The sequence below is a fragment of the Rhizobium anhuiense genome (assembly GCF_003985145.1).
GTDB classification, from domain to species: Bacteria; Pseudomonadota; Alphaproteobacteria; order Rhizobiales; family Rhizobiaceae; genus Rhizobium; species Rhizobium anhuiense.
In genome coordinates, this window is sequence record NZ_ML133550.1 from 1 (window position 1) to 13,487 (window position 13,487).

Sequence of the window (13,487 nt, forward strand, 5' to 3'; positions counted from 1 at the left end):
CGACCGAGAGGTCCGGATTGACCTGCTTCAGCCGGATCGCCGCCGCAAGACCGGCCGGACCGGCGCCGACGATCACAACGTCGAATTCCATGCTCTCGCGTTCGGGCAGATCAGTCGTCTCGGTCATTCACTCGTCTCCGCTTGGCCGCACGCGGCCGTCATCCCCGTCATGGCACTTTCTTGTCAAAACGAGAAAGCATTGTCGAGCCGGGATACGACAGCCAATCTTCCAATTCGCACAATGATATGCCTCGTCAGTCACAATTATATAACGTTTACGTCAACGTCAATTATCAAACGCCACCAACCCGGCGACATCCCCTTTCCTTTTCCGCCGCTTGCGCCTTATACATCGCTGGAAAAATATCGGAGGATATCATGGATCTCGGCATCACAGGCAAACGGGCGCTTGTCCTCGCCTCCTCGCGCGGCCTCGGCCTCGGCGTCGCCGTGGCGCTGGCGCGGGAAGGCGCGAACGTGCTGCTCTGCGGGCGCAGCGGCGAACAGCTGGAAGCCAATTGCAAGGCGATCAACAGCGAAGGCAAAGGCCGGGCCGACTGGATCTGGGCCGATCTCGGCGACGAACGCTTCGTCGAGATGGCAACGACGGCGGTGAAGGAAAAGTTCGGCGGGCTCGATATCCTCGTCAACAATACCGGCGGACCGACGCCGGGCACGACGGAGGAGATGACGGGCGAAAAGCTCGAGACCTATTTCTTCTCCATGGTCGCCCGCGTAATCACGCTCACCAACGCGCTGCTGCCCGGCATGAAGGCGCAGGGCTGGGGCCGCATCCTGACGGTTGCCTCATCCGGCGTGATCGAACCGATCGCCAATCTGGCGCTGTCGAATACGCTGCGCCCGGCCCTTGCCGGCTGGAGCAAGACGCTTGCCTCCGAAGTCGCAGGCTTCGGCATCACCACCAACCTGCTGCTACCGGGCAGCATCCTGACGGCCCGGCTCGACGATCTCGACGGGGCTGCGGCTAAGCGAACGGGCAAGAGCCTCGAGGAAATCCGCGCCGACAAGGAAGCGCGCATTCCGGTCGGCCGCTACGGCAAGGTGGAGGAATTTGCCGCAACGGCTGCCTTCCTGTGCAGCCAGCCGGCAAGCTACATCACCGGCTCGCTCATCCGCTGCGACGGCGGCGCGGCACGGTCCGTCTGACCATCGCCTCTCAGCCGACGCGGGCGGCCGCCGCCCATGTGGCCACACTTCGGATCATCTGTTCGACGTTCGCCGGATCGTCCGCCAGTTCGGCGAGTTCGGAAAGGCGATGGAAACCCGTCAGGATCGCAATGCGCCGCCGGTCGAGCCTGCGTCCGGTCAGCATTTCATATGCCGATACGATGCGGGCGGTCAGATCGGGCGAGATGAAGTTCGAATAGATGAATTCCTGGTGCAACGGGCCAAAGCCTGAATCGGCAAAATCATAAATGCCGTTCAGCCGCTTTTGCCTATGGTCGAAGGCCATGTTCCAGCCATGACCGTCGAAGAAGCCGTAGATGCTGCCAAAAGGATCGGGCGGCAAGGCTTCGAAATCGGAAATGATGGCCTGGGCAAAGCTCTTGATGTCCGGCGGCAGCAGCGGCAAGGCCCTCGTTCGCACCGCCTCCGGCGATTGCCATGGCTGAATGGGGCCGGCACCGGCCGAGCGCAGCCGATCGGCATCGAGCACGTGCAACTCGGCGTAAAAACGGGCGAGATCTTCTGCGAGGTGCTGACGATCGCCTTCGCGAAGCGCGTCGTAATCTTCGGCAATGAGATGTTCGCCGTCGAGCTTGGCATGGCTGGAGAAGATCGGCGGCCCGTCATGAATGCGCATGTCTGGAACCGCCATCGACAGCGACGGACGAACGATGTCGAGCAAGGCGGCTTCCTTCTGAAGCGCTCTTTCCGCGCCGAGATTGCGGGGAAACTTGAAGATCAGCGTGTCATCGACGTCGACCGCCATCGAATCCCAGCCCTTCGCCGCCAGCTTGAAGACGGAGGCCGTGAGTTCAGGAAACACACTTGTGATGAGAGAGCGAAACTCGCTGGCATCCAACTCAGTCATGACGACCTGCCTTCTTTGGTTTTTTCCCGTGTTCTTCCCGCGCAACGGACGGCATGCAGATCGACATTATCGCCGGGCAAACCGCCTGCGCATCGGCCATCGGGTTACACTGGATCTATATTAGTATAGTTTGAATATTACGGAATATTCATTACAAAAATTTAAGCCGTTATAACCACTTAGTGATCGCGCTCCGGGAATTATGTCTTTTTTGCGCCGCAATATAAGCGGCTCAATCAGAGCATAAAATTCGCAACCTTGCCCCCGCAACCTTGCCCAAAGACCGGTCTCGCCCATGAAGAAATTTTGGATCACCGTCAGCGTTATCGCAGTTGCCGCCGTCGGCGTCTGGCAATTCGGGAATCTGATCCCTTATGCCTCCCGCATCCCCTACCTCTCGCAGTTCATCAAGCAGCCGGCAGCCGGCAATGGCGGCGGGCAGCAGGCCGATCAGGCGCAAACCGATCAAGCGCAGAACGGTGGGCAACATCAGGGCGGTGGGCGCAGACGCGGCGGTGGTGGCCCGACCGTCGTCAAAACAGTCGCAGCGGTGAAAACGACGCTGCCGACGGATGTGACCGCTTCGGGCTGGGCCGATGCCGACGACAATACGACCATCGCCGCCCAGGAACAGGGCCTGATCGTCAGCATCAATGCGCAGGATGGAGCGACCGTCAAAGCCGGCGACCTGATCGCCAAGCTGGACGACCGGACGGCCAAGGCGGCTGTCGACAAGGACAATGCGATGATCGTGCGCGACACGGCCACCCTGTCGGAATCCGAGACCGCATTGACGCGCGCGCAGGATCTCTTCAACCAGAAGGCCGGCACCCAGCAGAGCCTCGACCAGGCGGTCGCCGCCCGCGACACCGCCGCGGCCACCGTCGATGCCGACAAGGCCTCGCTTGCCTCCGATCAGATCATCCTCGAGAACACCGACATCCGCGCTCCCTTCGACGGCCGGCTCGGCGATATCGCCATCAGCAAGGGCGCCTTCCTCAATGCCGGCTCGGCAATCGTCACCATCGCGAAATACGATCCGATCTATGTGAAATTCCACCTGCAGGAGCGCTATCTGCGTGAGCTGAAGAAAGCTCTGGCAGCCGGTCCGGTCGAGGTCAGCACCGCCCCCAGTTCCACCAAGGGCCAGGTCAGGAAGGGCGAGATCAGCTTCTACGACAACACGGTCGACACGGCATCGGGCACGATCCTCGCCAAGGCGAAATTCGAGAATGCTTCCGGCGCTCTCTGGCCCGGCCAGTCGGTCAACATCGTGGTGCATTTCAACAACGACGAACAGCAGGTGGTGGTGCCGACGGTTGCCGTCAGCCCCGGTCCCGAGGGCTTCTTCGCCTTCGTCGCCAAGGACGGCAAATCGCATCTGACCCCCGTCACCATCGCCCGCGCAAATGGCGGCTTCACTGCCATCGAATCCGGCCTTCGGGCCGGCGACCATGTTGTCGTCGAGGGCCAGGGCCAGTTGAGCGACCAGCAGGCGATCAACGAGCAGTTCGACGAAAAGACGCTTGATGTCGCCTCCGCCGAAGAGCCTCGGCAGCAGCAGTCCGAGACGATCACGGTCGGAGCTCAGCAATGATCCCCAATTTCTGTATCCAGCGCCCTGTCGCGACGACGCTGCTTGCCGTCGGCGTCATTCTGGCCGGCCTTGCCGGTTATCAACTCGTGCCGGTCGCGGCCCTGCCGCAGGTCGACTTTCCCACCATCAACGTTTCTGCGCAGTTGAGCGGCGCCTCGCCGCAGACGATGGCGACGTCGGTTGCGACGCCGCTGATCAAGCAGTTCGAGACCATTCCCGGGATCAGCGAAATCAGCGCCTCCAGTTCGCTCGGCAGCACCAGCATCGTGCTGCAGTTCGACCTCAACCGCGATATCGACGCGGCCGCAGCCGACGTGCAGGCGGCAATCTCGCATGCGACCCGGCAACTGCCCGACAACCTGACGACGCCGCCGAGCTATCGCAAGACGAACCCGGCCGATGCGCCGGTCATGTTGCTCTCGGTGCAGAGCAACACCATGCCGCGCAGCAAGCTCGACGAGATCGCCGAGGACATCATCTCGCCATCGCTTTCCACGCTTCCCGGCGTTGCCCAGGTCAGCGTCTATGGCGCCCAGACCTACGCCGTGCGCGTCGAGGTCGACCCCAACAAGCTTTTGACCCGCGGCATCGGCATCGACACCGTCAACAAGGCGCTTGCTGCCGCCAACAGCCAGCAGCCCGTGGGAACGCTGCAGAACAATTCGCAGAGCATGACCATTACGGCGAATACGCAGCGCATTAACGCCGAACAGTTCCGCTCGCTGGTCATTGCCAATCCGAACGGCGCGCCGATCCACCTTGGCGACATCGCCGATGTGCAGGACAGCGTCGAGAACCAGTATACCGGCAGCTGGTATGATGGCCAGCGCGGCATCATCCTCGCCATCCAGCGTCAGCCGGATGCCAACACGGTCGATGTCGTCGATGCGATCAACGCCAAGCTGCCGCAGCTTCACGCCGAAATTCCGCCTTCGGTCAATACCGTCGTCATGAACGACGCGGCAAAACCCATTCGCGCCGCCATTGCCGACGTGAAGTTCACGCTGCTCCTGACGATCGGTCTCGTCGTTCTCGTCATCTACCTCTTCACCGGCCACGCCACGGCAACGATCATTCCGGGACTTGCCGTTCCGCTGTCGCTGATCTCTACCTTCGGCATGATGTATGTGCTCGGCTACAGCATCGACAACATTTCGCTCCTGGGGTTGACGCTCGCGGTGGGGCTGGTGGTGGACGACGCGATCGTCATGCTCGAGAACATTCTGCGCCATGTCGAGGAAGGCATGCCGGTGCGGGAAGCGGCGATCAAGGGGGCGGGCGAAGTCAGCTACACCATCATTTCCATGTCGGTTTCGCTCATCGCCGTCTTCATCCCGATCCTGCTGATGGGCGGCGTCGTCGGCCGCGTGTTCAACGAATTCGGCATGGTGGTCGCCATCGCCATCATCTCGTCGGCCATCGTCTCGCTGACCGTGACACCCATGCTCGGCTCGCGTCTCTCCAACAATCATAGCCGCCCGCCGCTGCTCATCCGCATCTTCGATGCCGGCTTCGAGCGGACGCTCAACGGCTATGACCGGGCGGTCGGCTGGTGCCTTCGACATCGCCTGACCATCCTCGGGATTTTCCTCGGCTCGGTGGCGCTGACGGTCTATTTCTTCATGACGCTGCCGACGAGCTTCTTTCCGCAGGAAGATATCGGCCGCCTGACGATCAGCACGCAGGCCCGCCAGGATATTTCCTATTCCGCAATGGAGGCGCTGCAGCAGCAGGCGGCAGCGGCCGTCAAGGCCAACCCGGCGGTCAACCACGTGATGTCGACGATCGGCGGCAACCCGAACAAACCGCAGAACAACGGCTCGATGTTCGTCGAACTCAAGGACAAGAAAGAGCGCCCGCCGCTTGACCAGACGCTGCGCGAACTGCGCACGGCGATCAACAAGATCCCTGGCCTGCAGGCCTTCGTGACGCCGAACCAGAGCCTGCGCTTTGGCGGCCGCCAGACCGCCAGCCAGTATCAGCTGGTGGTGCAGGCGCTGAGTGCCGATCAGACCAACCTCTGGGCCGGCAAGATCCAGGCGGCGATGCGCAAGGACCGGCTGTTCACCGACGTGACGTCGGACGCCCAGAACAACGCGCTGCAGGCCAATATCGTCATCGATACCGAGCGGGCAGCAGCCTACGGTATCGACAACGACACGCTGCGCACGACGCTGCAGGAATCCTTCAGCGGCTATTCAGCGGCGGAAATCCAGTCGACCGGCGACAGCTACGACGTGATCGTCGAATACGACACCAGCAAACCCTGGGACGACCAGAAGCTCTCGGAGATCCGTGTCGCCTCGTCCAATGGCAGCTTGGTACCGCTTTCGAACTTCGCGCATGTCCAGCGCACCACCGGCCCGGTCACCATCAACCAGACGGGCCAGTTGGTCTCGACCACCGTTTCCTTCAACCTGCCGGAAGGCGTCTCGCTCAGCGATGCGACGGCGGCGATCGATCAGATCAAGAAGGACATCGCCACGCCGGCCGACGTCTTCACCTCCTATGGCGGCACGGCTGAGATCTTCGAGCAGTCGCAGGGCAATACGCCCTATCTGATCCTGGCGGCCATTCTGACAATCTATGTCGTGCTCGGCGTGCTCTATGAAAGCTTCATCCATCCGCTCACCATCCTCTCCGGCCTGCCGGCCGCCGCCTTCGGTGCGCTGCTGGCTCTGAAGATCATGGGCTTCGACCTGTCGATCATCGCCCTTATCGGCCTGTTGATGCTGATCGGCATCGTCAAGAAGAACGCGATCATGATGATCGACGTGGCGGTGGAGACCATGCGCACGACCGGAGAAAAGGCGACAGCGGCGATCCACGAGGCCTGCGTGCGACGCTTCCGACCGATCATGATGACGACCTTCTGCGCCCTGCTCGGCGCCCTGCCGATCGCGCTCGGCACCGGCGCAAGCTCGGAGCTGCGCCAGCCTCTCGGCATCGCCGTCGTCGGCGGCCTTGTTGTCTCGCAGATGCTGACCCTGTTCATCACCCCCGTCATCTTCGTCGAGATGGACCGCTTCGGAAACTACCTCGGCCGGCTGATGGGCCAGAAGAAGGTCGAGGAGCCGAAGGTGCAGGAGGTAAGGGCGATGGCTGCCGAGTGATGACGGCCCTCTGAGTTCGGCGTTGCCGATCAGCCCTTGCGGCGCACTTCTTCTTCCAACCGGGAGAGGAAGTGCGCCGCGATCACATCAACTTCCACTCCTCTTGAATGTGTCACGCCTCTGTGGCATCACCCGCCCTCCTTGATCCGGGCGTTCGTTCGCCCTTGCGGAGTAAAGCTCCGTCTCCAATAACAATCGACATGAAGAGGTGCGGGCATGGCTCAGGCGCTGGGTTTCGACTTCGGCACGACGAATACGGTTCTCGCCCTGGCGGATGGCGGGGCGACGCGCTCGATGGCGTTCACGAGCACGGAAGGCACGGCCGACAGCATGCGCACGGCGCTTTCCTTCATGAAGGATGCACAGCTCGGCGCATCAGCGCTGAAGGTGGAGGCGGGCCATGCGGCGATCCGGCAGTTCATCGACAATCCCGGCGAATGCCGCTTCCTGCAATCGATCAAGACCTTTGCGGCGAGCGCCCTGTTCCAGGGCACGCTGATCTTCGCCAAGCGGCATAATTTCGAAGATCTGATGGAGATCTTTATCAGGCGCCTGCGCAACTATGCCGGCGACAACTGGCCTTCTGACGTCAGCCGCATCGTCACCGGCCGTCCGGTGCATTTTGCCGGCGCCAGCCCCGATCCGGCCCTGGCAACCGAGCGCTACAACGAGGCGCTGTCGCGCTTCGGCTTCCCAGAAATCCACTATGTCTACGAGCCGGTCGCCGCCGCCTTCTACTTCGCGCAGAACCTGAAGCAGGACGCCACCGTGCTGGTCGCCGATTTCGGCGGGGGCACGACCGACTATTCGCTGATCCGCTTCGAGACCGTTGCCGGCAAGCTGACGGCAACGCCGATCGGCCATTCCGGCGTCGGCGTCGCCGGCGACCATTTCGACTACAGGATGATCGACAACATCGTCGCGCCGCTGATCGGCAAGGGCAGCCATTTCAAGAGCTTCGACAAGATTCTCGAAGTGCCGTCCAACTACTATTCCAGCTTCGGCCGCTGGAACCAGCTGTCGATCTTCAAGACCACGCGCGAATTCGAGGATCTGAAGAAGCTGGTGCGCACCAGCCTGGAACCGGAAAAGCTCGAAATCTTCATCGACCTCATCGACCATGACGAGGGCTATCCGCTCTATCAGGCGGTGTCGGCGACGAAGATGGCGCTCTCGGCCTCGGAAGAGGCGCCTTTCGATTTCGCACCGCTCGGTCGCGGCGGGCGTCGCAGCATCAAGCGCAGCGACTTCGAGGGCTGGATCGCCGAGGATCTCGCCCGCATCGAAGGTGCACTCGACGACGTGCTCGAGAAGACCGAGACGAAGCCCTCGGAGATCGACAAGGTGTTCCTGACCGGCGGTACCTCCTTCGTACCGGCGGTGCGCCGCATCTTCACCGAACGCTTCGAGCGCGACCGGATCGAAAGCGGCGGCGAGCTGTTGTCGATCGCCCATGGCCTGGCGCTGATCGGCGAACGCGACGACATCGGGCAATGGACTGTGCAATAGCACTGACAAGGGCCTGCAATCCGTCGCCTGCCCTTTCAATGCCACTGTCTCTCCGCTAAACCTGTCGCATGATCTCCGCCAACGACCTTTCCCCCGCCGAGCTTGCGGCACTTCTGCATTTCCATGCGGATGCCGGCGTGGAATGGCTGCTGGAAGAAGAGGCGATCGACCGCTTCGCCGAGTTCGAGGCGATGAAGGCCGCCCGCCGCCCGGCGGCGACACAGGCGCAGCAGCAACAGCCGCCCGCCGGCGAACGCCAGACACCGCCGCGTCCGAATGCAGCGGCGCGCCCGGCGCCTGCCGAACGCGCAGCGTCCGGCCCGCAGCCTGCCATTCCGGATGGCGAGGCGGTGCAGCAGGCGCGTTTCGTCGCCGAAACTGCGCGATCGCTCGCAGAGCTCAAGACCGCGATCGAAGCCTTCAACGGCTGCAATCTCAAGCACAGCGCCCGCTCGACGATTTTTGCCAGCGGCGATGTCGAAAGCGGGATCATGGTGATCGGCTCGGCGCCGAGCGCCGAAGACGATCGCGAAGGTGCGCCTTTCTCGGGAAAATCCGGCCAACTGTTCGACAAGATGCTGGCGGCGATCGGGCTGACGCGCTCGACCGTTCTGCTGACGCAGGTCATCCCCTGGCGGCCACCTGGCAATCGTGCGCCGTCGGCGGCGGAAATGGACATATGCCGCCCGTTCATCGAACGGCAGATCGCGCTTGCCGAACCCAAGGCGATCCTGCTGCTCGGCAATTTTTCGGCGCGTTTCTTCTTCGGCGAAAACGACACGATTCACGGCCTGCGCGGCCGTTGGAAGGAGATTGCGGTTGCGGACTGTGTCATTCCTGCCATAGCCAGCCTGCATCCGCAGGATCTATTAACCGCACCTGTCAACAAGCGGCTGGCCTGGAACGACCTGCTGGCCTTTCAAGCAAAGCTTAAGTCCCTCTCTTTGCTTAGAAATTAGTCAATGTTGAATATTTTATGAATCAAGTCATGCACCCTTCGCATGGCTGCATCCCGCCGTGACGCATTGCGAAATCAATGCTGCATCGCAATATGAAGATGTGTCTTGGGAGGAATCACAGGAACCAAGGCCATGAACAAGCGTTTTCGTCCTATCCACTGCGGGTTTGAAACCCTTCGCCTCGCCGGCGACCATGTTCGCTCCACTCAGGGCTACAGCCGTTACGGCTTTGCCACGAACGAACAGATGATTGCCCGCGGCACCGGCATCAACAGCCGCACGGCGCGCCCCGACGCGATTTTCTCGGACTTCCAGCAATATTGAGCGGCAGCCGCCGACAGCCGCTGCGCGTCTTCGGAGGCGCAAAGGACGCTGTCGAACCTTGAATTGCCGCCCTTTCGTATCAAGAGTAACGCCAATGTCGACGATCCTGATATCGCTTTTGCGCAACATCGAAACCTTCGAGCATATCCGCGTCGCCGTCTGCGCCGCGCGGGAATATGAGCGGGAGCTTTCCGTCAAGCCGGCTGATGGCGGCGAGCGTATTGGCGCAGGCGCTGCGGCGATCGTTCTCTGATCAGACGGCCATATCCTCGATCTGGGCTTTCGCCCATTCGAAAGCTTCGTCGACATAGGCGAACTTGACCGACTGCCAGGCGCAATATTCCTCGACGAAATCCCGCGATATCCAAAGGTGCGTCTTGCGCGGCTCGTCATACCAACCGACGCAGCCGCGCTGCGCCGCCTTTGCCAGCACACGCTGCAGATGGGTGCGCGACATCATGAAATCGGCAGCGAGCGCCCGGGTTTCGACGCGGCCGACGGAAAACCTGTCCGGCTCGCGGCTTTCTATATCCATCCGGGCGATGAAGTTGTCGACGACGAGGCCGCCGGCTTCCGTCCAAAGGAACAGTGCCACCTGCTCCGGCGGCTCGCGCCAGGCGGCATCTTCCAGGCAATGGCGGGCGATGCGCGGCTGAACGAGCCGCATCAAGGATGGGTTTGCCTGGAAAAAGACTGCCCTTTGACCGCCGTCGAGCAGGTCGAGCGCAGCGAGATTGCCGAGAATCCAGGCAAACATCGCCTGATGGCTGACATCGGCCGGCTCGAAATGACGTGGCCGCCGCCGCTCGTCGCCGGGCGTGTGGACAATGAAGCGGTAGGTAAAGAGCTCTTCGATGAAGGCGAGCACGGTGTTGCGGCTCGCCACCTTGTGCCCGGTGATGCGTCCTGTCAGCCGGACGGCGGTGAAACCCGACGTCGGGTCGCGCGGATCATATTCCAGGTTGAGGGCATAGGCCGTCTGGGTCAGAAGCCAGCGCTGATGCGAGGCGAGCAGTCGCGCCAAACGCGGACCGGCATCGAACATGCCGCGCATCTGCCCAGCCAAAAAGCGGATGCTCATCAGAAAGGAAGGGTTCCCCGCCAATTGCGCCGCTGTGAATGTCATTATGCTTTTCTCCACCTCCGCTCGCAGGCCAGCGTTCGGAGCAACGACACCGAGAGCTCCTCCGGCATCAGCGGCCATTCAAACATGCACAGCTTGGAATAAATGATACTCTCTCATCTTCAACAATCACATTCCGCAGGCCGGTGGTATCCCAAGAATTCACCATTCTTTTCATGCTTTGAGAGCAAGCATCAAGCGTGGACAATCCCCGCGTTAAAACCTTCGATATCATGTGCTTGCGGGTGTCAGGCTTGCGGCGTCGAGGCCTTGCGCGCCTCTCTCTGTTCGATGCCGAGCTGATGCTCGCGATAGATGATGAAGATGCCGGCACCGATGACGATAGCGGTGCCGATCAGCATGGTCACACTCGGCACATCGCCGAAGACGAAATAGGCGACGATGCCGCCGAGCAGGATCGAGGTATATTCGAACGGCGCGATGGTGGAGACGTCGGCATGGCGGTAACTTTCCGTCAGCAGGATCTGCGCGACACCGCCGCAAAAGCCGGCGGCGATCAGGTAGAGCGCCGAAGGCCACGGCAGGAGGAGCCAGCCGAACGGAAGAGAAGCCAGCGAGAAGACCGATGCGGTGATCGAGAAATACAGCACGATCGTTGCCGTTTTCTCCTCCTCGACGAGGCGGCGCACCTGGATCATCGCCATGCCGCCGAGAACGGCCGAGAGCAGCACGCAGAGCGCGCCGACGGCCTGTTCCGCTTCCATGCCGCCGTTGCGAAACAGTGTGAGTTTCGGCCAGGAGATGATGGCGACGCCGACGATGCCGACTAGGACGGCACTCCAGCGATAGATACGCACGGTCTCGCCGAGAAAAACCGCAGCGAAGACGACGGCGACGAGCGGCAGGGCGTAGCCGAGCGCAATCGCCTCCGGCAGCGGCAGATGCAGCAGGCCATAGAAACCGAAAGCCATCGACATGATGCCGATCGTGCCGCGCTTGAGGTGACCGATCGGATTGGACGTGTAGAAGGCGGCGCGCAACTGTCCAATATAGGCGAGGTAGGCCATGATCGGAAAGAGCGCGAAGAAGGACCTGCAGAAGGTGACCTGACCCGGCGGGATGTCTGAGCCGGCCAGCTTGATGAAGGTCTGCATGGCCAGGAAGACCACGACCGACGAGACTTTCAGCGCAATGCCTCTCATCGGGTTTCTGAGAACCGAGTGCATGATCCTGGCTCTTATATCGACTTAAGCGGAATGGGGAGACGCGTTCGACTCGGGAACGCAATGGATGACATCTGCCATCGTAGCGAAAGAAAATCCCGATGGGCGAAAAAACCGCAAGCCACGCATGAGAATCATAAAATCGCGTTCGGCCACAGGCGCAACCGTGCCTCAACCGCGCCACCGCCCTTAAATCTTTCTGTCTTGAGCCGTTTCACCCTAAAATGTTCACCGCTGACCGCTCGGCGTTAACCAATTGAAAACCATAGGCAAGCATCGTTTGTGGCTTATCCCGAAATTTTCTTCGCCACAAACAATTGCCCGTTCCTGCCAGGATCATTTTGATGAAGCCGCTTAGCGCCGAAACCATTGCCCAGTCGCAGAATGCGACTCCGCGCTCGATGCGCGTCGTCACCGACGGCATCAGCACCGACCTCGAGCGCTTCAGCGCCGACAACACGCATATCGTCAAGCAGATCAAGCTGCTGGCGATCAATGCGTTGATCGAGGCGGCACGCGCCGGCGAGACCGGAAAGGGCTTTGCCGTCGTTGCCAACGAGGTGCAGCGGCTGGCGCAGATCGCAACCGACATTACCGGCCGGTTCGAGAACAACGTGCTCGGCCGCATCGGCCTCAGCCGCGCCATGGCGGATTCGCTGGTCGAGGAGATGGAAGGCGTTCGCCTCACCGATCTGGCGCAGACGCTGGTGCAGCTCATTGTCCGCAATCTCTTCGAGCGCACGGCCGATGTGCGATGGTGGGCGACGGACCCGGCGCTCTGGCAGGCGCTGCACAACCCGGACCGGGAAATCGTCGCCTTTGCGGCGGAGCGTCTCGGCGCCATCAACCGCTTCTACACCGTCTATCTCGATCTCGTCATGACCGATCTCTCGGGCAAGGTGATCGCATCGGCCAATCCCAAGTTCCAGCGCAAGATCGCCGGCACGAGCCTGGCCGGCGATCCGTGGTTCCGCGCCGCATCGGGCTGCGCTTCCGGCGACGCCTACATTGTCGACGAGGTCAAAGCGAGCCCGCTGCACGACAACAGGCATGCGCTCGTCTATGCCACAGGCATCCGCGAAGAAGGCAAGCTCGACGGACGGCTGATCGGCACGCTCGGCGTCTATTTCGACTGGCAGAACCAGGGCCAGGCGATCGTCGAGAAAGAGGCGAACCTGCCGCCGCAGCTGGCGGAAAGAACGACGGTCATGCTGCTCGACGGCAAGAGCCGGGTCATCGCCACCACCAATCCTGCCTTGCTGTTTTCCCATTTCGCGCTCGCCAACCCGTCCGGCCAGGCAAAAGGCAGCTACTACGACAATAACGGTTCGATCGTCGCCTTCGCGCGTACGCTCGGCTATGAGGATTATGACGGGCTCGGCTGGTACGGCGTCGTCGTGCAGCAGACCGAAAACGACGCGACAATCAAGGCTGCGCTCAATCTTAAGTAGAGTCCCTCCCCCTGGCGACCACGTTCATCAGCCCCAACAAGGTATTTTGCCCGCGAACTTCGCGTTCGCGGGCAATTTGCTTTAACTTTAGTTCAGACTTTAATGTAATCATGCCCGGCAAAATTTATGGCAGAGTGCGCCCGCCTCTGTATTCCGCGGTTGTCTAATAAC

12 protein-coding genes are annotated in these 13,487 nt (G+C 61.4%); 8 read left to right on the forward strand and 4 right to left on the reverse strand.

The window, feature by feature from the left end; genetic code table 11:
• A partial coding sequence (locus tag EEQ99_RS33985; protein WP_127431916.1) for an FAD-dependent oxidoreductase occupies positions 1-127 on the reverse strand: 127 nt, incomplete at its 3' end.
• Between the two features lie 251 nt (positions 128-378).
• On the opposite strand from EEQ99_RS33985, the gene EEQ99_RS33990 reads away from it, so the two are divergent.
• Entirely contained in the window at positions 379-1,167 is a 789-nt protein-coding gene (locus EEQ99_RS33990) for an SDR family oxidoreductase (RefSeq protein ID WP_127431917.1), read from the forward strand.
• A 10-nt stretch (positions 1,168-1,177) separates the two neighbouring features.
• Here EEQ99_RS33990 and EEQ99_RS33995 read toward each other — a convergent pair whose 3' ends face one another.
• Positions 1,178-2,056 carry a phosphotransferase family protein gene (locus EEQ99_RS33995; RefSeq protein ID WP_063474868.1) on the reverse strand — a complete coding sequence of 293 codons (879 nt, stop codon included), beginning with the start codon at positions 2,054-2,056 and terminating at the stop codon, positions 1,178-1,180.
• Between the two features lie 295 nt (positions 2,057-2,351).
• Between EEQ99_RS33995 and EEQ99_RS34000 the strand changes: the two genes are divergently transcribed.
• The 6 genes from EEQ99_RS34000 (at position 2,352) to EEQ99_RS34845 (ending at position 9,811) form a co-directional block, all read left to right on the forward strand.
• Complete coding sequence (locus EEQ99_RS34000) at positions 2,352-3,653, forward strand: efflux RND transporter periplasmic adaptor subunit (RefSeq protein WP_127431918.1); 1,302 nt, start codon at positions 2,352-2,354, stop codon at positions 3,651-3,653.
• Positions 3,650-6,766: an efflux RND transporter permease subunit gene (locus EEQ99_RS34005; protein ID WP_127431919.1), complete on the forward strand. Its 3,117-nt coding sequence runs from the start codon at positions 3,650-3,652 to the stop codon at positions 6,764-6,766. The genes EEQ99_RS34000 and EEQ99_RS34005 overlap by 4 nt, the downstream gene beginning before the upstream one ends.
• Before the next feature lie 216 nt (positions 6,767-6,982).
• The gene (locus EEQ99_RS34010; RefSeq protein WP_127431920.1) at positions 6,983-8,275 is read left to right on the forward strand and encodes an Hsp70 family protein; all 1,293 of its coding nucleotides are present in this window, start codon (positions 6,983-6,985) and stop codon (positions 8,273-8,275) included.
• A gap of 68 nt (positions 8,276-8,343) precedes the next feature.
• Entirely contained in the window at positions 8,344-9,234 is an 891-nt protein-coding gene (locus EEQ99_RS34015) for a uracil-DNA glycosylase (protein ID WP_097545377.1), read from the forward strand.
• Between the two features lie 132 nt (positions 9,235-9,366).
• A complete protein-coding gene (locus tag EEQ99_RS34020; RefSeq protein WP_047616129.1) occupies positions 9,367-9,558 on the forward strand; it encodes a hypothetical protein in 192 nt (63 codons plus the stop codon).
• A 94-nt stretch (positions 9,559-9,652) separates the two neighbouring features.
• Positions 9,653-9,811, forward strand: a complete 159-nt coding sequence (locus EEQ99_RS34845) for a hypothetical protein (RefSeq protein ID WP_164736006.1) — start codon at positions 9,653-9,655, stop codon at positions 9,809-9,811.
• On the opposite strand, the gene EEQ99_RS34025 is transcribed toward EEQ99_RS34845, so the two are convergent.
• Both EEQ99_RS34025 and EEQ99_RS34030 read right to left on the reverse strand, forming a co-directional pair.
• Positions 9,812-10,684 carry a hypothetical protein gene (locus EEQ99_RS34025; RefSeq protein WP_127431921.1) on the reverse strand — a complete coding sequence of 291 codons (873 nt, stop codon included), beginning with the start codon at positions 10,682-10,684 and terminating at the stop codon, positions 9,812-9,814. It abuts the gene before it with no gap.
• A gap of 245 nt (positions 10,685-10,929) precedes the next feature.
• Complete coding sequence (locus EEQ99_RS34030; RefSeq protein ID WP_097545380.1) at positions 10,930-11,868, reverse strand: DMT family transporter; 939 nt, start codon at positions 11,866-11,868, stop codon at positions 10,930-10,932.
• A 341-nt stretch (positions 11,869-12,209) separates the two neighbouring features.
• On the opposite strand from EEQ99_RS34030, the gene EEQ99_RS35435 reads away from it, so the two are divergent.
• The gene (locus EEQ99_RS35435; RefSeq protein WP_063474872.1) at positions 12,210-13,316 is read left to right on the forward strand and encodes a methyl-accepting chemotaxis protein; all 1,107 of its coding nucleotides are present in this window, start codon (positions 12,210-12,212) and stop codon (positions 13,314-13,316) included.
• Positions 13,317-13,487: the final 171 nt, after the last annotated feature.

Excerpts from the sequence above, each read along its gene's own strand:
- EEQ99_RS34030 (WP_097545380.1), bottom strand. The coding sequence starts at position 11,868 with ATGCACTCGGTTCTCAGAAACCCGATGAGAGGCATTGCGCTGAAAGTC.
- EEQ99_RS33995 (WP_063474868.1), bottom strand. The coding sequence starts at position 2,056 with ATGACTGAGTTGGATGCCAGCGAGTTTCGCTCTCTCATCACAAGTGTG.
- EEQ99_RS34845 (WP_164736006.1), top strand. The coding sequence starts at position 9,653 with ATGTCGACGATCCTGATATCGCTTTTGCGCAACATCGAAACCTTCGAG.
- EEQ99_RS33990 (WP_127431917.1), top strand. The coding sequence starts at position 379 with ATGGATCTCGGCATCACAGGCAAACGGGCGCTTGTCCTCGCCTCCTCG.
- EEQ99_RS34005 (WP_127431919.1), top strand. The coding sequence starts at position 3,650 with ATGATCCCCAATTTCTGTATCCAGCGCCCTGTCGCGACGACGCTGCTT.
- EEQ99_RS34015 (WP_097545377.1), top strand. The coding sequence starts at position 8,344 with ATGATCTCCGCCAACGACCTTTCCCCCGCCGAGCTTGCGGCACTTCTG.
- EEQ99_RS34000 (WP_127431918.1), top strand. The coding sequence starts at position 2,352 with ATGAAGAAATTTTGGATCACCGTCAGCGTTATCGCAGTTGCCGCCGTC.
- EEQ99_RS34010 (WP_127431920.1), top strand. The coding sequence starts at position 6,983 with ATGGCTCAGGCGCTGGGTTTCGACTTCGGCACGACGAATACGGTTCTC.
- EEQ99_RS34025 (WP_127431921.1), bottom strand. The coding sequence starts at position 10,684 with ATGACATTCACAGCGGCGCAATTGGCGGGGAACCCTTCCTTTCTGATG.
- EEQ99_RS35435 (WP_063474872.1), top strand. The coding sequence starts at position 12,210 with ATGAAGCCGCTTAGCGCCGAAACCATTGCCCAGTCGCAGAATGCGACT.
- EEQ99_RS34020 (WP_047616129.1), top strand. The coding sequence starts at position 9,367 with ATGAACAAGCGTTTTCGTCCTATCCACTGCGGGTTTGAAACCCTTCGC.